At 64.0% G+C, this 25,813-nt stretch carries 20 protein-coding genes; 18 read left to right on the top strand and 2 right to left on the bottom strand.

Annotation, left to right across the window (positions count from 1 at the left end):
* Positions 1–145: 145 nt before the first annotated feature.
* The 7 genes from N2K98_RS03400 (at position 146) to N2K98_RS03370 (ending at position 12,027) form a co-directional block, all read left to right on the top strand.
* Entirely contained in the window at positions 146–1,837 is a 1,692-nt protein-coding gene (locus tag N2K98_RS03400) for a hypothetical protein (RefSeq protein ID WP_255866014.1), read from the top strand.
* Positions 1,838–2,046: 209 nt separating this feature from the next.
* The gene (locus N2K98_RS03395) at positions 2,047–2,727 is read left to right on the top strand and encodes a hypothetical protein (protein ID WP_255866013.1); all 681 of its coding nucleotides are present in this window, start codon (positions 2,047–2,049) and stop codon (positions 2,725–2,727) included.
* Positions 2,724–3,476 carry a hypothetical protein gene (locus N2K98_RS03390; protein ID WP_255866012.1) on the top strand — a complete coding sequence of 251 codons (753 nt, stop codon included), beginning with the start codon at positions 2,724–2,726 and terminating at the stop codon, positions 3,474–3,476. The genes N2K98_RS03395 and N2K98_RS03390 overlap by 4 nt, the downstream gene beginning before the upstream one ends.
* 87 nt (positions 3,477–3,563) lie before the next feature.
* On the top strand, positions 3,564–6,431 hold the full coding sequence (locus tag N2K98_RS03385; protein ID WP_255866011.1) for a PD-(D/E)XK nuclease family protein: 2,868 nt from the start codon (positions 3,564–3,566) through the stop codon (positions 6,429–6,431).
* Positions 6,428–9,751 (top strand): UvrD-helicase domain-containing protein, encoded by a 3,324-nt coding sequence (locus N2K98_RS03380; RefSeq protein ID WP_255866010.1) that lies wholly within the window; start codon positions 6,428–6,430, stop codon positions 9,749–9,751. The genes N2K98_RS03385 and N2K98_RS03380 overlap by 4 nt, the downstream gene beginning before the upstream one ends.
* Before the next feature lies 1 nt (position 9,752).
* Positions 9,753–10,244 (top strand): hypothetical protein, encoded by a 492-nt coding sequence (locus tag N2K98_RS03375; protein ID WP_255866009.1) that lies wholly within the window; start codon positions 9,753–9,755, stop codon positions 10,242–10,244.
* Between the two features lie 85 nt (positions 10,245–10,329).
* Positions 10,330–12,027 (top strand): NERD domain-containing protein, encoded by a 1,698-nt coding sequence (locus tag N2K98_RS03370; RefSeq protein WP_255866008.1) that lies wholly within the window; start codon positions 10,330–10,332, stop codon positions 12,025–12,027.
* 15 nt (positions 12,028–12,042) lie between these two features.
* Here the strand turns inward: N2K98_RS03370 and N2K98_RS03365 are convergent, their stop codons facing one another.
* Entirely contained in the window at positions 12,043–12,705 is a 663-nt protein-coding gene (locus N2K98_RS03365; RefSeq protein WP_255866007.1) for an NUDIX hydrolase, read from the bottom strand.
* Between the two features lie 92 nt (positions 12,706–12,797).
* Between N2K98_RS03365 and N2K98_RS03360 the strand changes: the two genes are divergently transcribed.
* The 4 genes from N2K98_RS03360 (at position 12,798) to N2K98_RS03345 (ending at position 17,878) form a co-directional block, all read left to right on the top strand.
* Positions 12,798–13,742: an ARPP-1 family domain-containing protein gene (locus N2K98_RS03360; RefSeq protein WP_255866005.1), complete on the top strand. Its 945-nt coding sequence runs from the start codon at positions 12,798–12,800 to the stop codon at positions 13,740–13,742.
* Positions 13,739–15,223 carry an ADP-ribosylglycohydrolase family protein gene (locus tag N2K98_RS03355; protein WP_255866004.1) on the top strand — a complete coding sequence of 495 codons (1,485 nt, stop codon included), beginning with the start codon at positions 13,739–13,741 and terminating at the stop codon, positions 15,221–15,223. Before N2K98_RS03360 ends, N2K98_RS03355 begins: the two co-directional genes overlap by 4 nt.
* A 68-nt stretch (positions 15,224–15,291) precedes the next feature.
* Complete coding sequence (locus tag N2K98_RS03350; RefSeq protein WP_255866003.1) at positions 15,292–16,836, top strand: SIR2 family NAD-dependent protein deacylase; 1,545 nt, start codon at positions 15,292–15,294, stop codon at positions 16,834–16,836.
* A gap of 103 nt (positions 16,837–16,939) precedes the next feature.
* Entirely contained in the window at positions 16,940–17,878 is a 939-nt protein-coding gene (locus N2K98_RS03345; protein WP_255866002.1) for a GIY-YIG nuclease family protein, read from the top strand.
* Between the two features lie 48 nt (positions 17,879–17,926).
* On the opposite strand, the gene N2K98_RS03340 is transcribed toward N2K98_RS03345, so the two are convergent.
* Positions 17,927–19,099: a GDSL-type esterase/lipase family protein gene (locus tag N2K98_RS03340; RefSeq protein WP_255866001.1), complete on the bottom strand. Its 1,173-nt coding sequence runs from the start codon at positions 19,097–19,099 to the stop codon at positions 17,927–17,929.
* Positions 19,100–19,392: 293 nt separating this feature from the next.
* Here N2K98_RS03340 and N2K98_RS03335 point away from each other — a divergent pair, with 293 nt between their 5' ends.
* From N2K98_RS03335 to N2K98_RS03305, 7 genes are read left to right on the top strand one after another with little or no spacing between them, the layout of a single operon-like run.
* Complete coding sequence (locus N2K98_RS03335; RefSeq protein ID WP_255866000.1) at positions 19,393–20,409, top strand: TRAP transporter substrate-binding protein; 1,017 nt, start codon at positions 19,393–19,395, stop codon at positions 20,407–20,409.
* A 31-nt stretch (positions 20,410–20,440) separates the two neighbouring features.
* Complete coding sequence (locus N2K98_RS03330) at positions 20,441–20,947, top strand: TRAP transporter small permease (RefSeq protein ID WP_255865999.1); 507 nt, start codon at positions 20,441–20,443, stop codon at positions 20,945–20,947.
* Positions 20,944–22,251 carry a TRAP transporter large permease gene (locus N2K98_RS03325; RefSeq protein WP_255865998.1) on the top strand — a complete coding sequence of 436 codons (1,308 nt, stop codon included), beginning with the start codon at positions 20,944–20,946 and terminating at the stop codon, positions 22,249–22,251. Before N2K98_RS03330 ends, N2K98_RS03325 begins: the two co-directional genes overlap by 4 nt.
* 52 nt (positions 22,252–22,303) lie before the next feature.
* Complete coding sequence (kduI, locus tag N2K98_RS03320) at positions 22,304–23,131, top strand: 5-dehydro-4-deoxy-D-glucuronate isomerase (protein ID WP_255865997.1); 828 nt, start codon at positions 22,304–22,306, stop codon at positions 23,129–23,131.
* Between the two features lie 41 nt (positions 23,132–23,172).
* Positions 23,173–23,979: an IclR family transcriptional regulator gene (locus tag N2K98_RS03315; protein WP_255865996.1), complete on the top strand. Its 807-nt coding sequence runs from the start codon at positions 23,173–23,175 to the stop codon at positions 23,977–23,979.
* Positions 23,980–23,991: 12 nt separating this feature from the next.
* Positions 23,992–25,017, top strand: a complete 1,026-nt coding sequence (locus N2K98_RS03310; RefSeq protein WP_255865995.1) for a zinc-dependent alcohol dehydrogenase — start codon at positions 23,992–23,994, stop codon at positions 25,015–25,017.
* Positions 25,014–25,775, top strand: a complete 762-nt coding sequence (locus N2K98_RS03305; RefSeq protein WP_255865994.1) for an SDR family oxidoreductase — start codon at positions 25,014–25,016, stop codon at positions 25,773–25,775. Before N2K98_RS03310 ends, N2K98_RS03305 begins: the two co-directional genes overlap by 4 nt.
* The last annotated feature ends 38 nt before the right edge of the window (positions 25,776–25,813 follow it).

Below are 25,813 nucleotides of genomic sequence, written 5' to 3'. Positions count from 1 at the left end.
ACCCGAGCGGTTTTCCCCTAGTGGAGGGTTAGCGGCTGACGGGTTCGCAAAACTACTCGGCCGCCCCAATCTCGATCCTCTGGCCGTTTTAGTGAGGGAAACAGCACAAAACAGTTGGGACGCGCGTGATGGAAGTGGAGCACCGGTGGTTTTCAACATCGCTGCCGAGACCTTGGCGGCGAGCGTTGTCACTTGCCTTCGTGAATCCGTTTTCCACAACGCCTCCGAACTTCCGGATCCAACGCTCGCGCACTCCCTTCAACGCCCGGACCTAGTGGGCCTATATGTGTCCGACCGCAATACGAAAGGACTTGGAGGACCAGTCCAAGGGCATCTGGAGTCGACGGATGGAAACTATGACTGGGTCGACTTCATCCTCAATGTGGGCAAGGCCAACACCGACGGCATGACTGGAGGTACCTACGGCTTCGGCAAGACCATTGCCTACATCGCTTCACGACCCCACACCATAGTTGTTCACAGCCGGGCTATTCATAACGGTGCTCCCGTGAGCCGCTTGATCGCCTGCAGTATCGGTAGTCAGTTCGCGCTCGGCGGGATCCTCCATACAGGGCGCCATTGGTGGGGCAGAGACGATTCGAGCGAACCCATCCCTCTGGAGGGCATTGAGGCAGACACGCTGGCCGTTCGGCTTGGTATGCCGGATATCGCTGAAGGCTCGCTGGGAACGAACATTCTGATCCTCGATCCTGACTTCGGACACAGAACCATCCACCAGGGCATGACCTTTATTGCCGAGTCGGTTTTATGGCATCTCTGGCCCAAGCTCGTTGGCAACGATAGGGCCATGGATATCCGAACAACCCTCGACGGTTCAGAAATCTCCATTCCGAAACCGACTTCAAGACCGCCCCTAAACCACTTCGTTGCGGCCTACTCGGCTCTCAGGGGAGACGGTGGTGAACCAACAGCAGTTGTGCGGCTCCATGAGATTAAGCGCAACAAAGAGCGGCTTGGAAGGCTGGCAACAGTCCCATTTCCGACTCCCCCTTTCAGCACACCCGTGGCTATTGATGACGGGCACAAGCCGGATGATCCTGACAGCCCGCCTCCGGCCTCACCGTTCACGAACCGGGCCTGCAACCACACGGTGCTGCTACGTTCCCCGGAACTCGTGGTTGAGTATCGGGAAGGTCCGCCAGCCAAGGAAGGTATCGAATGGGCCGGTGTTTTTCGCGCTGACGATGCCCTGGACGACGCATTTGCTCATGCCGAACCGCCAACGCATGATTCATGGCAACCGAACCTCGTCACTCTCCGCGACCAGCGATTGCGTGTGCTCAAAGCCCTTCGTGAGATCGACCGCGCAGTCCTGACGCAGTGGGGCAGGCCAAAGCCGGCAGCAGCTGTTGAATCGACCAGTACAGCCGCGGTGGCTAACGCACTCTCCCACTTGGTCGGAACCACCGGGCAGGGCAAGGGGCGGCCCGGGGCGTCCGGCGGTGGCGGCGCCGGCAAGAGGGGTCCGAAGCGGGTGTCCATCGAGCTACTCGACGCCGGCCCCCGTATGCTCGGCAACCAAACCGCATCTTATCTGCGCTGCCTCGTGACACCTCCTAAGGGCACTGACGTTACGTTTGTCACTGTTTCTGTGGGGGTTGCGCTGGATGGTGCTACGAGTGATGCCACGCTGGACCCGCAGCTGGAATTGGTCTCCGCGGAGTACGACGGGAACCGAGAACCCTTGAAGGGGCACCATTCGGGGTTCAAAGTCTTCGGTGACGAGCCCGTACACGCAGTCATCTGCGCGAAACGTTCATCAGCATCCAGTGTTCTCTGGGATGTGTCAGCGGGTGTAGAAAGCAGTACTGCATGAAAATCTCCGTGTCACCTTTCTACACTCCGGCCCCAAATTCCGTAGCTCATTCAGGGTGGTTCTTCTCCAGAAACGGTTCCGGCGAAGCGCTTCCGGAAGAGATGGACTCGTGGGATTACCAGACTGTGCTAAGCCTTCAAGCTGAGGTCACGATAGACCGTCCGCTTATCCTCGCTCAGTGCCGGATGGGGGAAGGAAGCCAGTTCCGAGTGGTCGTCAAAGCCAAATCCGATTCCACCAAAGCCGACATCCTGCTCTTGGATGCAGCAGCCCCTGCAGATGCGAATGTTCGCGTTCCACTCCAGCTTGATGTTCCCGGCACCGAGTTAGGCGGACGCCTAACCCTTACCACGTTCATCCTCGTAGATGCCTCCGTCCCTCTGGATCCGTTGGCCCCACACCAGCGGGGAAGCATCCTCTGGAAACACTCGGCACATGTCTATCTCCAGGGGATCGGGGCCCAGTTCCCAACGGATGCGGAAGATTTCCGGCGAACACGCCCGGACACTCCCGATGCCCTTTGGCAGCTGGATGCCGACCTCTCCGACCCGGAAGCCTCCTTTGCGAGTGCCGTGCGCCTGTCCATGAACACGTCACAGCCGGCGGTTAAGCGTCTCCTGCAGGGACCGCACACCCCGGAAAACAAGCAGCTGCAGCATTTGCTGGACATTGATGTGACCCGCCAGATGGCCGTCCTGGCAGTGCAGACAGATGCAGTTCTCGACCGGGAGCCCGATCATGAGGACCCCTCAGTGGCAGCCGTTCTCCGATGCCTCCTGCAGCAGCTGTGGCCACAAATCTCGGATCCGCACATTCTCCGGAAACTCTGGGACAGTGAACCGTCCAAGTTTGAGGCCCATGTGCAAAGCACCATAGGAAGACTGTCATGAGCATCTACATCTATCCTCGATTGCCCCGCGACGTCGCGCACAGGATTATCGCCGAGCTCGCCGACAAAGGCCTCACTGAATTGGTGGGCTATGCTGCCCTCAGCCACCCGTCTGCGGCCCCTGCGGCTGTAGGCGGAATCCCTGTTCCACCACAAGAGCTGCAACGGATCCAGGACGGACTCCGAGAGATCGCATCCAAGTACGGCTTTCCCTCTAAGCTCGATCAACGATCTCAACAGAATCTCGACCGCACCTTGGGCACCTACCTATATAGGGAGCTCGGAATTGTCCCCGGAGACGCCGCCGTCGAAGGTGTCTGGAGTTTCCTCACGCTGGTATTGGTTCCCGAGCTTGCACCCTGGCGTTTCCCCCAGAGAGCTGAGAATCGACTTATTGGCGTACCCCGAAACGCACTCCGTCGCCTCTGGTGGCGGGCGTGGGCTCTTGGGCCGGACCTGAACGCGGCCCCCGGTGGTTGCTCTCCATTGGGTGAGGACGAGTTTGTGCAGATTATGGAACGGTCCGGCCTTTCGGGGAACCGAAAAGTAGCAAGGGCAGCCCGGGATGCAGCATGGCGGGCTGAAGCGAACGGGCTTCTGTCCATACTTCGAACTGAACTCATGAGGGGGTTGATCCCCCGGGTATTGGCTGCCCGCTCGCATGTTGTTTTGGACATACTCTCGGACGACGAACTGGCTGCACTTCTGGATGGGTATGTGAGGCAGGTTCTCGAGCGACCACGGCTCTGATTTGTACTGAGTGCTTGCGTAAAACGTTCCCCGCCGTTCCAATCACCTGCTGCTAGGTTGGGTCCACTTAGTAACAGGGGGAGTTCATTGAGTACAGATCCATCCAGTGCTGATTCAGCACTTAGCGCAGGGGCCCGGACGCAGTCGTACACCAGCACGCCCGAAGCACTGCAGGCACTAGCCGACGCCGTCACCCAGGCCCAGCAGGGTCAGCCGCTGCAGCCGGTCACGGTCGTCGCGCCCAGCCGCGCCTCGGCCTTAGGCCTGTCGCACTATCTGGGCAGGGTCCTCAACGACGGCCGCGGTAGTGCCGCCGTCCGCACCACAACACTGGACGATCTGGCCGGGGAACTCGCGGTCACAGATAGCCGGCTGGCCGGCAGCGCTCCCCTTCCGGCCTTGGTCCGCGAAGGAGCCGTCACTGCCGTGCTGGCCGATGCACCCGGGCTGTTTGCCGACGTCGCCGACCAGCCGGCCACCGCACGCGCCATCGCGTCAACCTCAGCAGCACTGGACGCCGCCTGCCCCCAGGACGTGACCGGCCTGTCACCGCTGGTGCGCGAGGTTGCCCGCGTCCACCAAGCCGCCGCTCAGATCCTGGGGAGCACCTGGTACACCAAACACGACCTCTTTTCCGCGGCTATCGCTGCCCTGCAGACGCCGCGGATCCGCAAATTCCTCGGCCCGGTGATCGGTTTTCAGCTCGCGGACGAGCAGGACCCGTCCGCCGCAGCGTTCCGTGCCGCTCTCGAACAGCACGCCCGCGCCACCTACCTCACCGCGGCGTCCTCCCCCGCCCTGGGCGAGCAGGTCCTCAGCGCGTCAGACGCCGACGACGAAGCACGCGCCGTCGTCCGCCTGATCATCAACAAACTGGCAACAGGCACTCCCGGCCATCGCATCGGCATCTTCTATTCCGCCGCCGACCCCTATCGTTCCCTGCTGGCCCAACGCCTCGACCAAGCCGGCATCACCTTCGTCGGCCCGTCAGCGCATGGCCTGGCCGACACAGCGCTGGCCCGCGGGCTGGTGAAAATCCTCAGCCTCGACCCGGCGCACCCCGATGTCCGGGTGATCTTGGACGTAATGGCACAGGGTGTCCTGTACTGGAGCCAGGAAAACCTGCCCAGCATCGCCGTATGCGAGCGCCTGCACGCCTCTCCTCCGGCCGAACAGGAGGACGCGGACGAAGACCAGGAACCAACGGAAGCAGAGCGAAAGCGGCAGCAGGACTATGCCCAGTTCACCGGGTTCATCGCGGTCCTGGGCGAACGGCTGGCCGAGGTCTTCGCCGCCCGCACCTGGACCGAGGCCGCAGGCGCTCTGGGCGGCTTCATCACGGAGTTCCTTGGCCCGCGAACCGCAACGGAACGCCCGGAACTCGCCGATGCCCGCAAATCAGTCCAGGACGTGATCCACGACCTCGAACTGCTGCACGGAATCGCCCCGGCGCCTACGGCGGCGGCGGTCCGCGCCACCGTCGCCCGCGGTATTGAGGCCCGCCGGTTCTGGACCGGCAGCAGCGGCACCGGGGTGGTCCTGGGCTCCTACGACGACGGCGTGGGCCGGGATCTGGACGTCGTCTTCATCACCGGCGCGGCGGACGGACTCGCTCCCGCCCGTATCCGGGAAAATCCGTTGCTCCCCGAAAGCGCCGGCCATCTGCTCGCGGTAAAGCTGCCGACCGTCCACGAACGTGCCGCCGCCCGGAAGGAACAGTTCCAGCGGCTGCTCGCCATCGGCGTCGAACGCACCATCCTGTTTCCCCGCGGCAATCTACGCGCCGGCGGGACCCTGCTGCCTTCGCGCTGGATTGCTGGCACAAAGGTGACTGACCTGCCCTCCTTCGCGCATGACCTGACGCACGGTTCCCCCACTGGCGTGGCAGCCACGGGGCAGGAGTGGCGCGTCCGCCATCTTCTGGCCACCGGACATCTGGCCGGCGATCCGGTGCTGGACACGGTGTTGGAAGTACGGGCCAACCGCCGGAACGGGACCTTCTCCCGCTTCAACGGCAACCTCGCCGGAGTCTCCGGGCCGATCATCGATCCCCGGAAGCCCATCTCCCCCACCAACCTGGAGGACTGGGTCGTCAGCCCTCTGGCTTACTTCCTGCGCCGCATCCTGAAGGCCGAGCTGTTTGAGGACGTGACCCTTGAGGTCCAGATCAGCAGACTGCAGCGCGGCAACCTGATGCACCGGATACTCGAGGACTACGTCCGCGGCCTGACGGACGGCAGCCAGACGGCTTCCTCCGAGCGGTTGCTGGAAATTGCCGAGAAGGCATTTGAAGCCACCACCAATCCAGCCTGGCTGCGACACACCTGGGACCGGGACAAGTCCCGGATCCGCACCGACCTGCAGAAGGTCCACGACATGGACCAGCAGGCGCGCGACGCCGGCTGGCAGCACGTAGCGGTGGAAGCCGAGTTCGGCGCCGAGGCCGGTGAACCTCCTGTGGAACTGGACCTGCCAAACGGCAGTACCGTCCGGTTCCGCGGCAAGGTAGACCGTGTGGACCGGCACTCCAGCGGACAGGTGCTGGTGATCGACTACAAGACCGGCAAGGCGGACAAGTATAAGAAGCTGACCCGCGAGGATCCCACCGCCGGTGGAACCCGGTTCCAGCTGCCGGTCTATGGAGCGTTCGCCCGGCGTTTAGCCACGGACCCTGGAGTGGAGGTCCGTGCCGAATATCGGTTCATCACTTCCGCCGGGAAGTATGAACGGGTGGGCTACGAGGTGGGTCCCGACGTCGAGGCCCGGCTCCGCGAGGACGCCGGACTGGTCGTGGCGGCCCTGCAGGCCGGGATCTTTCCGCCCCGGCCCGAATCGGACCACTACGTCAACCACACCACCCTGATGGGCGCCGCCGGTATGCGGCACACCTGGGAGCGGCTCAAGGACAGCCCCGCCCTGGCCGACTATTCCCGCTTCTTCGAGGAGGACAAATGAGCCAGTCGAGGACCTCCCCGTTCCCGGCCCAGCCGGACCTGAAGGACGCCGACGACCGGCAGGTCATCGGCGATGCCCTGGACACCACCGTGTTCGTCGAGGCGGGCGCCGGAAGCGGCAAGACCCATGCCCTGGTCGGGCGCATCGCCGCCCTGGTGGACGGCGGCGTCGACGTCGGCGCGATTGCCGCCATCACCTTCACCGAGAAAGCCGCCGGCGAGCTCCGGGACCGGCTGCGTGGCGAACTCGCCAAAACCTACGGGCTGGATGAGCTCCGGACCGAGCGGCGGAACACCGCGCTGGACCGCCTCGATGCCGCACCCATCGGGACCATCCACTCTTTCGCCGCCCGGCTGATCGGCGAATACCCCATCGAGGCCGGAGTGCCGCCGCTGATCACCGTGGTGGACGAGCTTCGCGCCGAGATCGCCTTCGAACACCGGTGGGAAGAGGCACGCCAGGCACTGTTTACCGATCCGGCGGCCGACGCCGCGCTTCGGGTGCTGCTCGCCGTCGGCGTGACCCTGGACCAGCTGCGGAGTGTTGCCGCTGCCCTCGACGGCAACTGGGACAGGCTTCGGACCCACCCGCCGCTGCGGCAGACCGTTCCGGCGCTCGATGTGGGGCCGCTGTTGCGCACGGCCGAATTGGTCCTCGAGCGGAAGGCTGTCTGCACCGACCCGGCGGACAAGCTCTTGGCATGCTTCCCCCTGGTGCAGGAGTGGCGGGACCAGCTCGAGGACGTGCGCGGATCCGGGGATTTCGGGAGGATCATCGACGTCCTGAACACCCTGCCCTCCACCGGCTACGCCAGGAAGGGCTCCAAAAAGAACTGGGGCGGCGACGTCAAAAGCATCCAGCAGCAGTTCCAACTGTTGGTCGAAGAACGGGACGGGCTGATTGCCCGCCAGGTGTCCCCGGCCGTCAACACGGTCAGCGCGGTCCTGGCCGAAGTCCTGCTGGCTGCTGCGAAGGTGCGCCAGCGCAGCGGTGAGCTGGAGTACCACGACCTGCTCGTCCATGCCCGCGACCTGCTGGTGGGAGACACCGAACCACACGCCCCTGCACGCCTGCCCCTCCACCGGCGCTACACGCATCTGATGCTGGACGAATTCCAGGACACCGATCCGGTCCAGGCCGAGATCGCCGTCCGTCTGGCGGCGGACACCAGCTGCGGCCCCGACGGCTGGGAGGACCTTCCGGTGGCACCGGGACGCCTGTTTATGGTCGGTGATCCGAAGCAGTCCATCTACCGCTTCCGCCGGGCTGACATCGCCACCTTCCTCGCCGCCCGTGCCCGCGCCGTCGCAGATCCTGGTTCCGAGGTGGCCACCCTGCAGACCAACTTCCGCTCCGGAACGGCGCTGTTGGACTGGGTCAACGCGGTCTTCAATCACCTGATCGTTGGAAACGGGACCATCCAGCCTCCGTACGACCCTCTGGTTCCGGACCCGGCCCGGCCGGCCTGGCACGACGACGACGGTCCCGCCGTCGTCGTGCTCGGACGCAACGGTGCCACTCCCGATGAGAACGGAAAGGTGACCGCGGCGGCCCGGAGCCGGCAGGAAGCTGCCGACGTCGCCGCCGCGATCCGCCTGGCCACCGGCACCGGCGGAGCGCCGGCGTGGCAGCACCAGGCCGGGAACAAGGAGGGGTTCGCACGGCGGCCGCTCCAGCTGCAGGACGTCTGCATCCTGCTGCCCACCCGCACCGCGCTGCCCTATCTGGAGGACGCCCTGGACGCCGCGGGCATCGAATACCGGGCCGAAGCCTCCTCACTGGTCTACGCCACGCAGGAAGTAACCGATCTGCTGCTGGCGCTGCGGACACTGGCCAACACCGCCGACCAGGCAGCTTTGGTACTGGCGCTGCGGTCGGCGCTCTTTGCCTGCGGCGACGACGACCTTTTCCGCTGGAAGCAGGCCGGCGGAGGCTGGAACCTGTACGCACCGGTGCCCGAGGGACAGGAGAACTCCCCGGTGCGCGCCGGGCTGGCGTACCTGTCCGGTTTGCATCGGGAACTGCCGCTGCTCTCCCCTGCGGAGCTGATCGAGCGGATCGCCGCGGACCGGCGGGTGTTGGAGGCAGCAACCGATACCCCGCGCTACCGCGACGTGTGGCGGCGGATCCGGTTCGTCACCGATCAGGCCCGGGCCTGGACGGAAGCGACCCACGGCGGACTGCGGGACTATCTGGTGTGGGCTGCCGTGCAGCAGGAGGAAAACGCCCGCGTCAAGGAGGCCATGGTGCCCGAGACCGATATGCAGGCGGTTCGGATCATGACCATCCATGCCTCCAAAGGCCTGGAATTCCCTATGGTTGTGCTGGCCGGTGCCGGCTCCGCTCCCAAGCACTCACCCGAGCCCGCCCTTTGGGACGAGGCAGGCAACGTGTTCATCCGCTTCCGCAAGGGGGTCTCGACCAGCGGCTATGCAGAAGCTGCCGACGTGGAGAAGACGTTCACGGAGGCGGAACGGCGACGGCTGCTTTACGTCGCCTGCACCCGGGCAGAAAGCCATCTGATCGTCTCGCACTATAGTGGTTCGCCCAGCAGCCTCAGCGCCCTCCTGGCGTCGGTCGACGACGTCGAGCTGGCCCCGGATCTGGTGTTGCCGGAGGATCTTCTGCCGCTGCACAAAGACCGAAGCACGGCCGTTCCGGTGCCTGACTGGGACGACTGGCTGGCCTCCAGCGCCGGCTGGGCCGCGGAATCGGCGCGCGTGTCCCGGACCTCGGTCACCGCGCTGGCGAAGGGCGACGGTGCAGGGGTCACGACGGATTACGGGGTTGCTGAGGCCTTCTACGCTCCGGCGGGGGTTGAGGACGTGCTTCCCGGGTTCGCCGGCAAGCCGGAGGAACACGGGCCGGCATTCGGTACCGCGCTGCACCGTCTGTTGGAACTCACGGATCTGGAATTGTCGCCGTCGCTTCCCGTTCTGGCGGCCGACGTCGCTGCAAGCGCGGGTCTACGCAACGCTGCCGATCTGGAGGCGTCCGCCCGGTCAGCCCTGGAGAGTGCACCTGTCCGGCGGGCTGCCGAACGCGAGCACTGGCTCGAGCTGCCGATTATGGTGCCGGAAACCGGACACACCGTGGAGGGCATCATCGACCTGATGTACCGCGAGGATGACGGCAGCCTGGTGGTCGCCGATTTCAAGACCGATATCAGTGTGGGTGAGGATCAGCTGGCGGCGTATTGGCGGCAGCTGGGGACGTACGCCAAGATGATCGGCCGGATTACCGGGGAAGAGGTCAGCGAGCTGGTGCTCATTTTCTGCCGCGCCAGCGGTGCCGAGGTTCTGAGGAGGACGCGTGGTTAATGTGAGTGCATTCAATGAAGCGGATCTGAGAAGTCGGGGCTTCACCGGCTTCAAGGCGTTCGGCGACCTCGATCTGTCGACCGTTCCCCGCGAACCAGGTGTCTACGCAGTGCTGCGGAGCACGAACGGTGCGCACGAGGTGCTCGACACCAGCGTGGGCGGATGGTTCAAGGGCACGGACCCGACGGATGATCCTGCCAAGCTGAAGGGCCGATTGTGGGATGCACCGACGCTTTATATCGGCAAAGCCGATGCGGGTACGAGCGGCACCCGCGGCCTGCGGAAGCGGATCAGCGAGTTCGCTAAGTTCGGTCAGGGTCTAGCCGTCGGCCACAAGGGAGGGCGGTACATATGGCAGCTCTCCAACTCTCGCGACCTGCGTATCGCGTGGCTTCCGGTTACCGATCGGTCCGCCAAGGTCGCCGAGGACGAGCTACTGGAGGAGTTCTTCGTGGCCTACGGCCAGCTGCCCTTTGCGAATCTTCGGCGGTAAGCGGGCTCGTACCGCCCGATGAGCCTTACTGCACGGTAACCTGCCTACAACGCGTGGCACACCGCCAGCGCATGAGGGGGGAACGGTGGAGTGCATTCCTGAAGAGCCGATGTTTGGCGAAGGCAGCCTCGCCGAGAAGGCGGTCTGGGAGGCTCTCCGCGCCCAGCTGCCCGACGACGTCGTCCTGGCACACTCAGTCCAGGTGCGCCACGGGCGTGCCGAACATGAAATCGACATTCTGGTGCTGTGGCCGGGCGTCGGGTTGGCCGTGATCGAGGTCAAGGGCGGCAGGATCTCTGTGGAACAGGGACAGTGGTACCAGTCCGACAGGCAGGGACGGCACAGAATCGGCAGCCCCATCGCGCAGTCGCAAGGCGCGCAGCATGGCTTCAAGATGTGGGTGCAGGACCAACTCGGCTCACCGCTGGTCAGCAGATTCGCCTACATGGCAGCGTTCCCGTACAGCCACGTACCGCGCGACTGGGAAATGAACGGCGTCCCCCGCCCCCTCATCCTGGACACGGATGATCTGACCGACTGCAGCAAACATCTGCGGGCTGCCATCGAGACCCAGGCCCAAGGCGGAAGCCAGCTCGCACCCAACTATGCCCAGCGCATCGCCCTGTTGCTGTCCGGCAACCTCGAGGCCGTGGCCACACCGGCACTGACGGCGTTGGAGCTGGAAGATCATCAGGAACAGCTCACCGAACGGCAGAAAGTCCTGTTGGATTGCAGCCGGTCCATCCCTCGGGCACGGTTCGTGGGAGGGGCAGGCAGCGGTAAGACCTGGCTGGCGGTCGAGAAAGCGAAGCGGCTGGCCAAGGAGGGGAAACGGGTAGGGCTGTTTTGCTACAACAGGGGCCTTGCCGCGCACTTGCGCCGGCAGACCGACGGCTGGCGGCAGGCCAAACCGGTGTTCGTGGGCGAGTTCCACGACTATGCCGTCTCGCTGGGAGTTCCCAACGGTTCAGGACAGGCCTACTTCGACGAGGAAATGCCGGCCCTCATGAAGGACCTCGCGGCCGATCTGCCGCCTGACCAGAAGCTAGACGCCATCGTGATCGATGAAGCCCAGGACTTCGCTCCCCTGTGGTGGGAGAGTTTGCTCGCCTGCCTCAAGGACCCCGCCTGTGGGGAGATCTATGCGTTTATGGACGAGCGCCAGAATGTTTACGGCCGCTGGGATTCGCTGTCGGCGGGGACCTCGCTTGGTCCCACCGCCGACCTGGTCACCCTGCACATTGACGAGAATCTTCGCAACACCAAACGCATTGCCCACACCTTCCGCGGGTTTGCCGGCAAACACTTCGCGCCGCGCGGGGGCGAAGGCCTGCCGGTGCGACTGGTGCCGTGCCCCACTGAGGATGCTCTGGACGTGGCCGGGGACTGCGTCGATGCCCTGATCACCGAAGGCTGGGCCAACAACCAGATCGCGTTTCTGACCACCAAGAATAGGCACCCCGTCCACAAGGGTTTCGAAAATGACCCCGTCGGATATTGGACGGCGTTTCACGACGACGAGGAGGAATTCTACGGTCACGTCCTGGGGTTCAAGGGGCTGGAACGTTCAGTGGTCATTCTCTGCGTGAACGGGTTCAAGGACATGAGCCGGGCTGCTGAACTGCTTTATGTGGGCCTCTCCCGGGCCCGTTGCCTGCTGGTAGTGGTGGGCGATCCCGTCCTCATCGCCGAGGCCGGCGGAGAAGATCTGGCGCGTGCCGTGGACCGGATGCAGGAGTGGCAACCTCAGTTAGATCCTGTCCCCGGCAACAGCGCGCCCTAGCTTTTCTGGGTACACCTAGTTCACGTGCCGCCACAACCGCGACGGCCTTCCTCTCGTGCCGTCCGACATCTGCCCGGTACCGACCAGTTGCGGTTCCATCTGTCGGCGGAAAGTGTCACGCATCAGCGTCCGGCCTGCCACCGCCTCGTGCAGGTCCCTGAGTTCCTTCAGCGTGAAGGGCTCGGGCAGCAGGCCCGCCGGATCGGGGGTCTGCGCATAGTCCTGCCGCATCCGCTCAACCGCCAAGAGCACCATATCTGCGTGGCCGTAGGGCAGAGCGGCGATCAGGCCTGTCTCCGCCGCGACCGAAGCCAGACGGACATCGTCGGACTGCAGCGGGGTTTCCAACTCCCGGAACGGGACTGCGTCCACATGGGCCACGGACAGTGTCCAGCCCCGGTCATCCCGGCCCGGATCATCGAAGACATGGAGCTGCTGAGGCACCCTCCCCTCGATCCCGGCCTTGTCCCGAAGCGAACGCAGGACGGCAGCCGCCAAGGTCTCACGCTCTCGCAGGAAGGTGCCAGGCAGCGCCCACTCCCCCAAATGGTGTTCCTCCCGCCTGCGAACGAGTAGGACCATCAGTTCGCCCCCTGCCACGGTCAGCGCTGCGGTGTCCACGGCCACGGAAGGCCGCGGATAATCCAGGAGGGACAAGGGTATACGGGACTCATTCATACCCTTATTTATCTCAATCTTGCGCAAAAGATGCAACCGATGCATACTGGAACTACTTAGCTCAGATTTGCGCTAAAGCGAGGAGGTTCGACATGCACATTCCACAACTCCACATCGGCGCTGGCACTGCCGCTGGCCCACTTACGATCTTTCCCGTCTGGACAGCCGGACACGGGAGGCTCGGCATCAGCACCGGACTCCACGCAGACCTTGCCGTCTCCGAGCTGGCGACGGGTGCCAAGGTGGGCCAGCTGACGGTCCGGAACAACGGGAAACGCGCGGCCCTGCTGCTCGAAGGTGAGCTGCTGGAAGGTGGACAGCAGCACCGCACCTGCGCCCGCGACGTCCTCATCGACGCAGGCGAAACCGTGGACATCGACACGTTCTGCGTCGAGGCAGGACGGTGGGAAGCCGGCCAGGACACACACCACCGCCAGGCGCGGAGGGCACCGCTAAACGTCCGCGCCGAGCTAGCTGGCGCCGGGTCTACCCAATCCGGAGCTCGACGGCAGGAGCAGATCTGGGAACGGGTCCGGCGTTTCGACGCCGCCCGCGGACCCTCGGCCACCAGTTCCCTTCCGGAGCATTTGGACAGGTTTGGCAGCCGTGACAGGCACCGCTTCGCGAGCTCCGTACCGGAGCCGCTGGAGGGCCAACGCGGCGTGGTGATCAGCGTCGGCGGACAACCCCTGCTGCTGGAAGTTTTCGGCACCGCCACTTTGTTCCGACGCCATTACCAGCAGCTCATGGACGCTGCGCTGCTCAATGCGGCACTGTTGCCCACAGCGACCCAGAGCACCGTGCCGATGCCCGGCCAGCTCGCCCGCGACTTCGCTGCCATCGCCGGAAGCATCGATTTCGGCGAGTTCTACAGCGAGGGCGTCCGGCGCCACGACTCAATGCGCAGCCGTAACATCTTGGGGATCCACGGCCCCGTCATCGCAGAAGGCATGGCCGTCCGGCTCCCCAACCGGGAACCCGATATCGCCCACCTATCCTGCTGGAACACCAAACATCCACTTATGGAGGCCCTATGAACCTGAACTCACAGCAGAACCACCGCGCCGCCGGTGTCCTCGTTGCCCTCGCCGCCGGAGATGCCCTCGGCGCCGGCTACGAGTTCGGCGCTCCCCTGCCGGACGACGCCGAAGTGACCATGAAGGGCGGCGGCCCCTTCGGGTTCAACCCGGCCGAATGGACCGACGACACCTCCATGGCCATCCCCATCGCCGAAGCATTCCTCGACGCCGGCACCACCCCGGAAGCACTCACATCCGTGGTCCGCGCCTGGGCCGCCTGGACACGCGACGCCAAGGACGTCGGCGCGCAGACCAGCAACGTCGTTGCCCGCGCGCGCCGTATCGCCAGCGACGACGGGCGGACGGACCCGACCGCCGACGATTTCACCCGTGCCGCCCAGGAGTTCCACGCCCGCGCCGGCCGCAGCGCCGGCAACGGCTCCCTGATGCGCACCGCTCCCCTGGCCCTGGCCTATCTGGACCGGGACCCGGCCGAACTCATGGACGCGGCCGGCGTACTCAGCGCGCTGACCCACGTGGAAAACGACGCCCAGGAAGCCTGCGGACTCTGGTGCATCGCCATCCGCGACGCCGTCCTGACCGGCAAGCTGGAAATCCGCACCGGACTGCCGCTGCTGCCGGAGGAGCGCGCCGCAGCGTGGCTGGAGCGGATCGAAACCGCCGAACGGTCCCGGCCGCGCGACTTCACGAAGAACGGCTGGGTAGTGGAAGCGCTCCAGGGCGCGTGGAGCGCCATCTCCACCACCCGCACCGCTTCCGGTCCCGACCATCTCCGGGCCGGGCTCGAAGAGGCGGTCCGCGGCGGCCGGGACACCGACACGGTGGCCGCCATCGCCGGGTCCCTTCTGGGCGCCGCCTATGGCTACTCCGCCGTCCCCTTCGAATGGCGCCGGAACCTGCACGGCTGGCCGGGTCTGCGGGCGCACGACCTGATGACGCTCGGCGTCGAACTCGCCTCCGGGGCGGGACGACGTACGCAGGAGTGGCCGCGGGCCGAGCACCACGATTACAGCTCGTGGAGCAGGACCGATGTCCTGGTCCAGCACCCGGACGACGACGGCGTCTGGCTCGGCGGCGTGGGCGCAGTAGCCAGGACTGCCGATTTGGGCATTGATGCAGTTGTTTCCCTGTGCAGGCTGGGAACTGCCGACGTTCCGGGCATCGCGCCGGAGAACCACGCAACGTTCTGGCTCGTCGATTCAGCCGCCGCGGATTCCAATGCCTACGCCGGTTACGTGCTGCAGGAGGCGGCCGCCGCCGTCGAACGTTTCCGAGCCGAGGGTAAGAAGGTGCTCCTGCATTGTGTGCGGGCCGAGTCCCGGACACCTACCGTTGCCGCGCTCTATGGCGCCCGGGTCGCAGGAGTAACTCCGCTGGAAGCGCTGGAACGGGTGCGCCGCGTCCTCCCCAACGCCCACCCGAATCCGGCGTTCCGGGAACTGTTGGCCGCCGAGGCGACGGGTCGACCCTCCGCATAATTCGGGTCGAACCGGCCCCTGAACCCACCAATACGTGGACCGGGGGCCGGGCATGGTAGGAATTCCCTATGGGGGAATCACACGTCTTCGTGACCAGAGGCAGCCTGACCAACTTCGCTTGCGATGCATGGCTGCTTCCGACCGATCGCACCTACAGCATTGCAGGGCACTGGCGGGAGGCGCTCCCGGGCCTGGAAGCAGTGATAGCAAGCAGCAGGGATGTCGACTTCGCCAGCGGGGCTAAGCTCGCGCAGCCTCTCGACTCCTGGCCTGCTGGGGAACCCATGCCGGTCCTCACTGCCGTACCGTATTACGGCATTTCCTCGGTCGAGGATCTGGTTCCGCCGTTGCGTGAATTCGTTCGACTCGCTGCGGAGCAGGTCGGACGGCGACGGCGGGCTGCGGGCGGCAAACCGTCCCGCCCAGTTCCCCTGCTCGCCATGCCGCTTTTCGGCACCGGCGGCGGCGGAGCAGGACTGGTGCGCGGCGACGTGATTCAGCGGCTCCTCCAGGAGGCACGCCGTGCCGCAGCCGAGTCCGGCGTCGACGTCGCTCTGATCCTCACGAACGAAAAGGACTTCGCCTTCGCCCAAGAGCTGCGGAAGCGTCAGCCGGACTGGTGGAAACCCCTCGATCGGGAGCTGCAGGACCACGCCGCACGACTAGCTGCGCATGCCCGGGACGGCAAGCTCGTTCCCTTTATGGGCGCGGGTGTCAGCATGAGTGCCGGCGCCCCGAGCTGGGACGATCTTCTGGCTGCTTTGGCCAAGGCCGCACAGCTCTCGACCCCTGAAGGCATGTCGCTCAAAAAGCGCGAGCATCTGGACCAGGCCGGCATTCTGCGCTCTATCTATGAGGAACGCTCCGGGGCGGGAGGGCGGAGTTTCAATCAGGCCATCGCCGACCTGGTGGAGCTGAAACGCTACGGTTTGGCACCGGCCCTCCTCTCCAGTCTGGGCAGCAGGGAGGCGATCACCCTGAACTATGACGAACTCTTTGAATTCGCTTCGGCCGACGCCGGTGTCCCCCGGTCGGTCATTCCTGACGGCGGCGGGGAGAACGACGACTGGCTGCTGAAGCTTCATGGTTCGGTGACGAACCCTGATTCGATCGTCCTCACCCGCGACGATTATCTCGGTTTCAACGCATCACGCAACGCGCTCTCGGCCCTGGTGAAAGCCACCCTCATGACGCAGCACATCCTGTTCGTCGGCTTCGGCCTTGCCGACGACCACTTCCACGAGATCCTGCACGACGTGAAGCGTGCCCTTCCTCCGGAGCCCCGGGGCAAGGACGGATCCGCAACGGCCCTGATGCTGTCCGCGGATCCCCTGGACCGGCGGATGGTTTCCCAGCTGAACCTGGTGCCGATGAATGAGGAATCCAGTACCGCGGCAGGACGGACCCTCGAGATCTTCCTGGATCTCCTCGTAGCCCTGTCGACGGATAGCCATTCGTATCTTTTGGCCGAGGGCTACGAAGGAGCTTTGACCGAATCCGAGCGGTCCCTGCGGGAAACCCTGCTGGATCTCACTAAGCGGCTCACCGACGACGAAGCTCAAAGCAGCGGAGGCGTCCGCCTGCGGGAGATGCTGGCGCAATTGGGCGCTTGAGCTGAAGAATAATGATTAACAACGACTAAGCCGCATTAAACAGCGGACCGACGTCCACGTATTCGGACTCCTGCGAGTACGTCCTCGTACGCCTAAGGAACTGATGAAAAGCCGCCCCCAGACCATACAGATTTTTCTACCCCAGGGAGATCCTTCAGGTCTAAGACAGGCCGAAATCACTACCCGGACCGTGCGGGTGTTTGAAGTTCCCCGGGCTCAGGTGTCCGCATTCATGCAAATGCCGGAAGCGAATCAAGTGGGCTTGTACTTTCTGTTCGGAGCGCAAGATGAAGATACCCCTGAGTGCTATATAGGGCAGAGCGGCAACGTGGGACGCCGGCTCAGCCAACATGTGGCTGGGAAGGAATTCTGGGAACGAGCCCTCATCGCGGTGTCACTGACCAACTCCTGGACCGACACTCATGTTGGTTTCATGGAGTGGAAATCCATACAGGCCGCAACCAACAGCGGCCGCTATGCACTGCTGAACGGCAACACGGCGTCCAACCGGCATACCCCCTTGCCGCTGGAATCTGACTGTCACGAATACTTGGAAACAATTTCGGTACTCCTCGCGACGCTGGGGAAACCGGTACTTCAGCCGCTCACTGGTGCACATCCACCGTTCACCCAGCCCGGTTTCCAAACGGACACTGGGCTACCGGCAACACCCGAGAGCCAAAGCAACGGCACCGATCACCGCCTCAGTCTTCGGCAAAGGAACTGCGTTGCGGAAGGTGTCCTGAGCTCTGAAGGGCTTGTCGTACTTGCCGGAAGTACGGGCAATGCCGCTGATAGGCCTTCTATCAGTGCAGGGCTCAAGCGGATCAGGGAACGCCTCATAGAGCAGGGAATCGCTCGGGTTGAAGGCAGCTCATTCGTTATGGAACGTGATCATTTGTTCAGCTCTCCGAGCTATGCAGCGGGTGCACTCTACGGAGGCGCTCAAAACGGCCGCACTGCGTGGAAGGACGCACTAGGACGAACGTTGAGAGAGATCGAAGAACAACAATTCCCAGCATCAGGCAACGCCACGGAATAGTGGATACGTAAGCCAGATTGGCTGGTCGGCCCCCCTCTCTGCAGGCCCTTATTTCGCGGCTCCACTCACTCCAGGCACTTTCGCAAACGGCCCCTCTGTGTTGAACGCATACTCCGCAAACCGCTCCCCGATCAACCGGTGCGTAGCGGTGTCCGGATGGAGCGCGTCGGGCAACGGATACGCCTCAGCATCCTCGGCCCCGTACAGACTCAGTCCGTCCAGGAAGTGCAGATTCGGATCGTCCGTCCGGCGCGCCGCCAGAGACTCCAACGCCTCACGGATCACCCGGAGTGTCAGCTGGCCCGCAGCCACCCCCTCCGGCGAACCGGTCGCGACAAACCGAATCTGCTCCGTCCCGAACGACGCCGGGTCGAAAGCACCGGGGCCCGGAGTGTCCTCATGGATACCGCAGAATATGGGCGAAATGAGCACCAGAGGCGTCTCCGGATGCCCTTCGCGGATGGTGTCGAGGAAGCCGTGCACCGCAGGCACAAAGGCGCGCAGCCGCATGGAATCCATATTCACCACATTGATACCCAGCTTCACGCTGATGACATCGGCAGGGGTATCGCGCATGACCTGGGCGGTGAAGGGGTCCACGAGGGCGCTGCCGCCCAGACCAAGATTATGAAGTTCGACGCCGCCGAGGTGGGCCGCAATCACAGGCCAGATCTGAGACGGCGTTGCGGCATTTGAACCGTGGCTGATCGAGCTGCCGTGGTGCAACCAGACAGGTTTGCCCGAGGAATACGGTGCAACCGGAGCATCCGAGCGCAGCTCCACGAGCTCGATGGCCTCATTGTGCGGTAGCCAGATCTCGATGACCTTATCCCCCGCAGGCAGCCGGAACACGCTCGTATGCGACGGCCCCTCAAACGGAGTCGCGGCCCCCGTCGACATATCCACCTCGACGTAATCGCCGCCGGTGAGGTCGTCGCTCTCGAGCAGCTTCCCGTCGACCACCAGATCCATAGATCCCCGGGGCCGGTCCGCACCCCGGTAAACAACCCGGGACGGGTGCACCACAACTGCCAGGACCTCCGATGTTGTCGTCAGCGCCAGACGAACCCCGGAGGGCTGGCTTTCCGCCATCATCAGCTGCGGATCAGGAAAGCGGGTCCGCACAGCGGCTGGCAGCCGGTGAGGCCGAAGACCCCGGGGAGTTGTTTCGAGTTCAGCCGCTCCACGAACCAGCGACGCCGTAATACCAGTGGTGATCATCCTGAGAGTTTATCCGGCCACCCCAGCAGTGAGCCAACCGCGGAAACCCCGGTAAAGCCCAGCAAAACAGGCCCGAAACGGCCCTTCGGATATACAGATACGGCCCAAAACCCGCTCGATAACAAATCAACAAATCCCTTGACCAGTGACCTGCAACACATTAGCGTTGCGCAAATGGAACAGAGTTCCATTTTCGCCAGAGGTGTTAGGCAGCTATTGACGTTGTGACAGACGGTTCTGGTTAAGGCGCAATGAAGCGCCCACATGCGTGGGCTCAACGAAGAGGAATTCACATGCATCGAAACAAGGCATTCGCCGTTCTGGCCTTCTCGTCCGTAGCAATGCTGGGCGTCAGCGCCTGTGGCGGCGATTCCGGCGGGGACGGTGGCGCAGAATCCACCAAGGTCCTGAAGGTGGCATTCAACCAGAACGCCTCGCACCCCCAGGCAGTGGCAATTACGGAACTCAGCGACAAGCTGAAAGAAGCCACGGACGGCGCCTACGAACTCGAGCTTTTCCCGGACGAGCAGCTCGGCTCCCAGGCCGAGACTCTGGAACTGGTGCAGTCGGGCGCGGTGGACATGGCCATTGTTGCCGGACCGCTGCTGGAAGCCTTCAATCCGGACTTCTCCGTCCTGAACCTCCCCTACGTTTATGATTCCCCCGAGCACCAGATGTCCGTGCTCAATGACGAGGAAATCACCGGAGAACTGTTTGATTCCCTCGAAACCTCCGAGAGCATTTCCGTCATTGGCGCCTACCACGGCGGCGTCCGGAACGTGTACACCACCAGCGGCGCCGTCGAGACCCCTGAGGACCTGGCCGGACAGAAGATCCGCATCATCTCCTCGGATACGAACGTTGCCATGGTCGAACTGATGGGTGGCGTAGGAACACCCATGCCCCAGGGCGATGTGTACACCGCCATCCAGTCCGGTGTCCTGAACGGCGCAGAGAACAACGAACTCATCTACGCAGACCTGGCCCACGCCGAAATCGCCAAGCACTACTCCTACACAGAACACCTCATGATCCCCGACTACTTCGTCGCCAACCCGACGGTGCTCGCGGCCTTCAGCGACGACCAGCGGAAGGACCTGGAGGAGCTGTTCGCGGAGTCCGTGGACAGTGAGCTGGCCTCCTTTGACGAGAAGGTTGCCGAAGCCAAGACGAAGGCGGAGGAAGCCGGGGCAACCTTCCATGAGGCCGACGTCGAGGCGTTCCGCAAGGCGGTGGAGCCCCTCCACAAGGACAAGGTCAACAACGACGTCACGAAGGCCATCTTCGAGAAGATCGACGCTGCGCGCTAAGCCGCGCACGCTCCAACCGGAAGTTATCGACATGACCAAGCTAAAACAGGCGGTTGACTCCGTCCTGAGGACAATCTGCATCGTGTTGTTTGCGCTGCTGATCCTCCTGGTGTGCTGGCAGATCTTCACCCGCCTGGTGTTCAACGATCCGAGCGTCTGGTCCGAAGAAGCCTCGCGCTACACCTTCATCTGGCTCAGCCTGATCGGCATTTCGGTTGCCACCGGGGAACGGGCCGACGTCGCCATCGACATCCTCGTGAAGAAACTTCCGGTTGCGGTGCAGCGCTGGGTGACAGCCCTCGCCTATCTTTCGGCCATCAGCTTCGCGACGCTGTTCATGATTTACGGCGGCTACCTCAACGCGTCTCTGTCCTGGAACCAGTCCAACCCCGTCCTGCCGGTCAACCAGGGGGTCCTGTACCTCGCGGTCCCGGTGGCCGGAGTCCTGCTCACGTACTACCTCTGCTACCACTTTGTCCGCATCATCGCGGCGAAGGAGGAAGCAACCGCTCCCGAAGAGATGCAGGTTGAGCTATGACCGATGCAGTAACCGTCGCAACCATCCTCATCGGCGGCATGGTGCTCCTGCTGGCCATCGGCGCACCGATCAGCATCAGCGTGGCCCTTCCCTCGGCCGTTTCGATGGTCTACGTCCTCGGGTTCGAGGACGGCGCACTGGCCTCCGCGCAGAGAATGTTCAACGGCGTCAATTCCTTCGCATTGTTAGCCATCCCGTTCTTTGTCCTGGCCGGCGTGATCATGAACAACGGCGGCATAGCCATCCGGCTGATCAACCTCGCAAAAGTCATGGTCGGCAAAACCCCGGCTCCGCTGGTCCAGACAAGCGTCCTGGCCAGCATGCTCTTCGGAGCGGTCAGCGGCTCCGCCGTGGCCACGGCCGCCGCCGTCGGCTCCACCACCGCACCCATCCAGGCCAAGCAGGGCTACGATCCGGCGTTCAGCGCAGCGGCGAACGTTGCAGCCGCACCCAGCGGCCTGCTCATCCCGCCGAGCAACACCTTGATCATCTATGCCCTGGCCAGCGGCGGCACCTCAGTGGGTGCCCTGTTCATGGCCGGCTACATCCCGGGCATTCTCTGGGGCCTGACCTGCATGGTGGTGGTTTACTTCTACGCCAAGCGCCACCCGGAATTGAAGGCGGAACGGTGGGCCCGGCCGCAGGAAGCGCTCCTGGTCTTCCTGCAGGCCCTCCCCTCGCTGAGCCTGATCGTCGTCGTCATCGGCGGCATTGTCTCCGGCTTCTTCACCCCCACGGAAGGTTCCGCCGTCGCCGTGGTCTACGCGTTGGCGCTGTCCTTCATCTACCGCAGCATCAAGGTCCGGGACCTGCCGGGCATCCTGATGGATGCGGCCCGGACCAGCTCCGTGGTGATCTTCCTGATCGGTGTTTCCACCATCATGTCCTTCGTCATGAGCTTCACCCGGATTCCGGCCCTGCTTGCCGACACCCTCTTCGGGTGGACGGACAGCAAGGTCATCGTCCTGCTGATCATGATGCTGGTGCTGCTGATCATCGGCATCCCTCTGGACGCGACTCCCGCCATCCTGATCTTCACGCCGATCTTCCTGCCCATCGCCGTCAGCTACGGCGTGGACCCGGTGCACTTCGGCATCATGATGGTCTTCAACCTGTCGATCGCCGTGATCTCGCCGCCATCTGCGCCCGTGCTCTTCGTCGGAGCCCAGGTCTCCAACGTCGAGATCGGCCCGGTGATCGCCAAGCTGATGCCCTTCATGGCAGTCCTGGTCATCCTGCTGCTCATCATCACCTTCGTACCCGAACTATCCCTGTGGCTGCCGCGGGTTCTCGGATTCCTGTAGCCCGCCGCTCCTCCTGCTTTTCCAGTTACTAATCACCACCGAAGGACTCCCAATGGACGTGCTGTACTCGACCCACCCAAGCGAAATTCCCACCCTGGACGCCGCCGCTCTGCGCAGCCGGTTCCTTGTCGATGACCTGTTCCTCGACGACCAGATCCGTGCCGTCTACTCCCACCAGGACCGCGTGGTGCTTGCCGGAGCGACGCCGGCCAGCGGCCCTCTCCAGCTGCCCACCTTCCCGGAACTGCGCGCAGACACCTTCTTCCACCGCCGCGAAGCGGGCATCATCAACGTCGGCGGTGCGGGCACCATCACGGTCGACGGCGAAGAGTACGCTCTGAAGCACGGCTCCTGCCTTTACATAGGACGCGGGGTAAAGGACGTGACCTTCTCCTCCGACGGCGGCGACACCGCACGGTTCTACATCTTCTCCGCCCCCGCCCACACCGCCTTCCCCACCACACTGGTCGAAGCCGGCAACGGCACCGTCCGCGAGCTCGGCAACCAGGAGACGTCCAACCGGCGAACGCTCAACCAGTACATCCACGAAAACGGGGTCCGGAGCTGCCAGGTGGTCATGGGGGTGACCACACTGCACACCGGCAGCATGTGGAACACCATGCCGGCCCACACCCACGACCGGCGGATGGAGGCCTACCTTTACTTCGACCTGCCCGAGGACGCCCGGGTGGTCCACCTGATGGGTGAACCCACGGAAACCCGCCACCTGATGGTCGGGAACCAGTCCGCGGTCATTTCGCCCAGCTGGTCCATCCATTCCGGTGTCGGGTCGGCCAGTTATTCCTTTGTCTGGGCAATGGCCGGCGAAAACCAGTCATTCGACGATATGGATGCAGTTGCTATTACTGAACTGCATTAGGGAACCATGATGGATGTATCCCAACATCAGGAAAGACGGTCATGGTAAACAATTCATTCGTTTCCCCTTCATCTCCCAGCACCAGCGAAAAAACGCTGATGGTACTGGAAGCCGCTCTGGAGCATTCCCGGTTCACCGAGGTGGTTTCAGCCACGGGATTCCCCAAGGCGACGGTGCACCGGCTGATTTCGACTCTGGTCGAACGCCGGTTCGTGACCGTTGACGGGGACGGAAACTATCTGCCGGGACCGTCAATCCTCGCCCTCGCGGGCAAAGCCCTGGCACGGATTGATATCTCCTCCATCGCCCAGCCGTTTGTCGACAAACTCGTGGATGACGTCCAGTGCACCGTGCATATGGGCGCCATCAGCGGCGACGCGGTGATTTACATTGTCCGCAAAGATTCGGATAAGCCGTACAAAATGCCGTCCCGGGTGGGCCTTTCCGTTCCGCTGCACACCACCGCCATCGGCAAGGCCATCCTGGCCACCTACACCGACGACACCGTGGAGCGCATGCTGACGCGGGCCGGCATGCAGCAGCTCACCGAAGCATCCATCACCACCGTCGCCGACTTCCGGCGCGAGCTCGACGACGTCCGTCGGCGCGGCACCGCCCGGGACCGCGGCGAAAACGTCCCGGGTATCGCCTGCATCGGCGCACCCGTCCACGACCACACCGGCGTCGTCCGTTACGGGCTGAGCATCTCCACCCTGTCCATCGAGCATTCCGACGAGCAGATCGAAGCCATGTCCGACGATCTCCTCGCCGCGGCCGCCGCCATCTCGAAAGCCCTGGGCTATCGGGGCACCGACCCCGAACCCGGTTATTCTTCCCATCTTCACTAGGAGCAACACACCATGACCGCTGCCACCTATACCGGCTCCCGGAATTTCAGCCTTGAAGAGCTTCCCGGCGGGGCACCCCAGCCCGGCCAAGTGCAGATTGCCGTCGCCTTCACCGGCCTCTGCGGAACCGATCTGCATATCTTCCACGGCGACATGGACGCCCGGGTGTCCATGCCCGCGGTCATCGGCCATGAAATGTCCGGCGTCATCGCCGCGGTCGGCGACGGCGTCGACGACTGGACCCCGGGACAGCACGTAACGGTCATGCCCACAGTGTCCTGCGGTAACTGCCCGGCCTGCCGGCGGGGCAACAGCCACATCTGCCACAACCTAAACTTCGTAGGCATTGATTCCGAAGGCTCCATGCAGAGCCATTGGAACGTCTCCGCGGACATTCTCGTTGCCCTGCCCGACGGCCTTCCGCTGGACGAGGCGGCACTCATCGAACCGACTGCCGTCGCCGTCCATGATGTCCGCCGCGCGTCGGTCACCGCCACCGACTTCGTCGTGGTGATCGGCGGCGGACCGGTGGGCCAGCTCATCGCCTGCGTCGCCATGCAGCAAGGTGCCCGGGTGGTCCTGGTAGAGCTCGACGCCGGTCGGCGGGAGACAGCGAAGCGCTTCGGGATCACCGCCATCAATCCGATCGAAACCAACCTCGTGGACTACGTGGCGCAGGAAACCGACGGAGCGGGAGCCGACGTGGCCTTCGAAGTTTCCGGCTCCGCTGCCGGGGTCGGTTCCGCCGTCGACGTCCTGACCACCCGGGGCCGGCTCGTGATGGTGGCCATCCACCCCAAACCCAAGGAAATCGACCTGCACCGCTTCTTCTGGCGGGAGCTGGAAATGTTCGGTGCCCGGCTCTACCAACGGAAGGATTTCGAGGAAGCCGTCCGGCTGGTGGCCGAGGGCGCCGTCCCTGCCCGCGGGATGATTTCCCGGGTCGTGTCGCTGGACGAGGTCAAGGAGGGCTTCCTGGCCCTGGAGTCCGGCGGGGCCATGAAGGTTCTCGTCGATTGCAACGAGGTGGCCAAGTGAGCACCCCCTTCGACCTGACCGGTAAGACGGCCGTCGTCACCGGAGCCCGGCGCGGCATCGGCATGGCGATGGCCATCGCCCTGGCGGAAGCCGGCGCGGACATTATCGGCGTCTCCGCCACCCTCGAGGCCTCGGGCAGCAGGGTCGAGAAGGAAGTACTCTCGCTGGGGCGGCGCTTCACGGCCATGCGTGCCGACTTCGCCGACCGCGCCGCCGTCCACGAACTGGCCGCGAACCTGCGTGCTGCCGGACCCATCGACATTCTGGTCAACAACGGCGGCACCATCGCGCGAACGCCGGCAGCACAGCACCCGGACGAGATGTGGGACCAGGTCATCCAGGTGAACCTCTCGAGCCAGTTTGTGCTCAGCCGGGAAATCGGGCAGCACATGCTCGAGCACGGCGGCGGCAAGATCATCTTCACCGCCTCGCTGCTCAGCTTCCAGGGCGGCATCAATGTTCCCGGTTACACCGCCTCGAAGTCCGGCATTGCCGGTCTTACCAAGGCGCTGGCCAATGAGTGGGCACCGCACGGAGTGAACGTCAACGCCATTGCACCGGGCTACATCGCCACCGACAACACGCAGGCGCTGCAGGACGATCCGGACCGCGAGCGCGGCATCCTCGAGCGCATTCCAGCCGCACGCTGGGGACGCCCCCAGGATCTTGCCGGCGCCACGGTGTTCCTGGCTTCCTCCGCGTCGGACTATGTGCACGGCGTCGTACTCCCCGTCGACGGCGGCTGGCTCGGCCGCTGAACCTGCCGTTCCTCTTCCCGACACCACCCACCCAGAGA

It is taken from the genome of Arthrobacter jinronghuae (genome assembly GCF_025244825.1).
GTDB classification, from domain to species: domain Bacteria; phylum Actinomycetota; class Actinomycetes; order Actinomycetales; family Micrococcaceae; genus Arthrobacter_B; species Arthrobacter_B jinronghuae.
The sequence above is the reverse complement of the archived record's forward strand: the minus strand, read 5'-3'. Positions and strand labels throughout refer to the sequence as shown.

Excerpts from the sequence above, each read along its gene's own strand:
- N2K98_RS03390 (WP_255866012.1), top strand. The coding sequence starts at position 2,724 with ATGAGCATCTACATCTATCCTCGATTGCCCCGCGACGTCGCGCACAGG.
- N2K98_RS03380 (WP_255866010.1), top strand. The coding sequence starts at position 6,428 with ATGAGCCAGTCGAGGACCTCCCCGTTCCCGGCCCAGCCGGACCTGAAG.
- N2K98_RS03365 (WP_255866007.1), bottom strand. The coding sequence starts at position 12,705 with ATGAATGAGTCCCGTATACCCTTGTCCCTCCTGGATTATCCGCGGCCT.
- N2K98_RS03360 (WP_255866005.1), top strand. The coding sequence starts at position 12,798 with ATGCACATTCCACAACTCCACATCGGCGCTGGCACTGCCGCTGGCCCA.
- N2K98_RS03355 (WP_255866004.1), top strand. The coding sequence starts at position 13,739 with ATGAACCTGAACTCACAGCAGAACCACCGCGCCGCCGGTGTCCTCGTT.
- N2K98_RS03350 (WP_255866003.1), top strand. The coding sequence starts at position 15,292 with ATGGGGGAATCACACGTCTTCGTGACCAGAGGCAGCCTGACCAACTTC.
- N2K98_RS03345 (WP_255866002.1), top strand. The coding sequence starts at position 16,940 with ATGAAAAGCCGCCCCCAGACCATACAGATTTTTCTACCCCAGGGAGAT.
- N2K98_RS03340 (WP_255866001.1), bottom strand. The coding sequence starts at position 19,099 with ATGATCACCACTGGTATTACGGCGTCGCTGGTTCGTGGAGCGGCTGAA.
- N2K98_RS03335 (WP_255866000.1), top strand. The coding sequence starts at position 19,393 with ATGCATCGAAACAAGGCATTCGCCGTTCTGGCCTTCTCGTCCGTAGCA.
- N2K98_RS03330 (WP_255865999.1), top strand. The coding sequence starts at position 20,441 with ATGACCAAGCTAAAACAGGCGGTTGACTCCGTCCTGAGGACAATCTGC.
- N2K98_RS03325 (WP_255865998.1), top strand. The coding sequence starts at position 20,944 with ATGACCGATGCAGTAACCGTCGCAACCATCCTCATCGGCGGCATGGTG.
- kduI (WP_255865997.1), top strand. The coding sequence starts at position 22,304 with ATGGACGTGCTGTACTCGACCCACCCAAGCGAAATTCCCACCCTGGAC.
- N2K98_RS03315 (WP_255865996.1), top strand. The coding sequence starts at position 23,173 with ATGGTAAACAATTCATTCGTTTCCCCTTCATCTCCCAGCACCAGCGAA.
- N2K98_RS03310 (WP_255865995.1), top strand. The coding sequence starts at position 23,992 with ATGACCGCTGCCACCTATACCGGCTCCCGGAATTTCAGCCTTGAAGAG.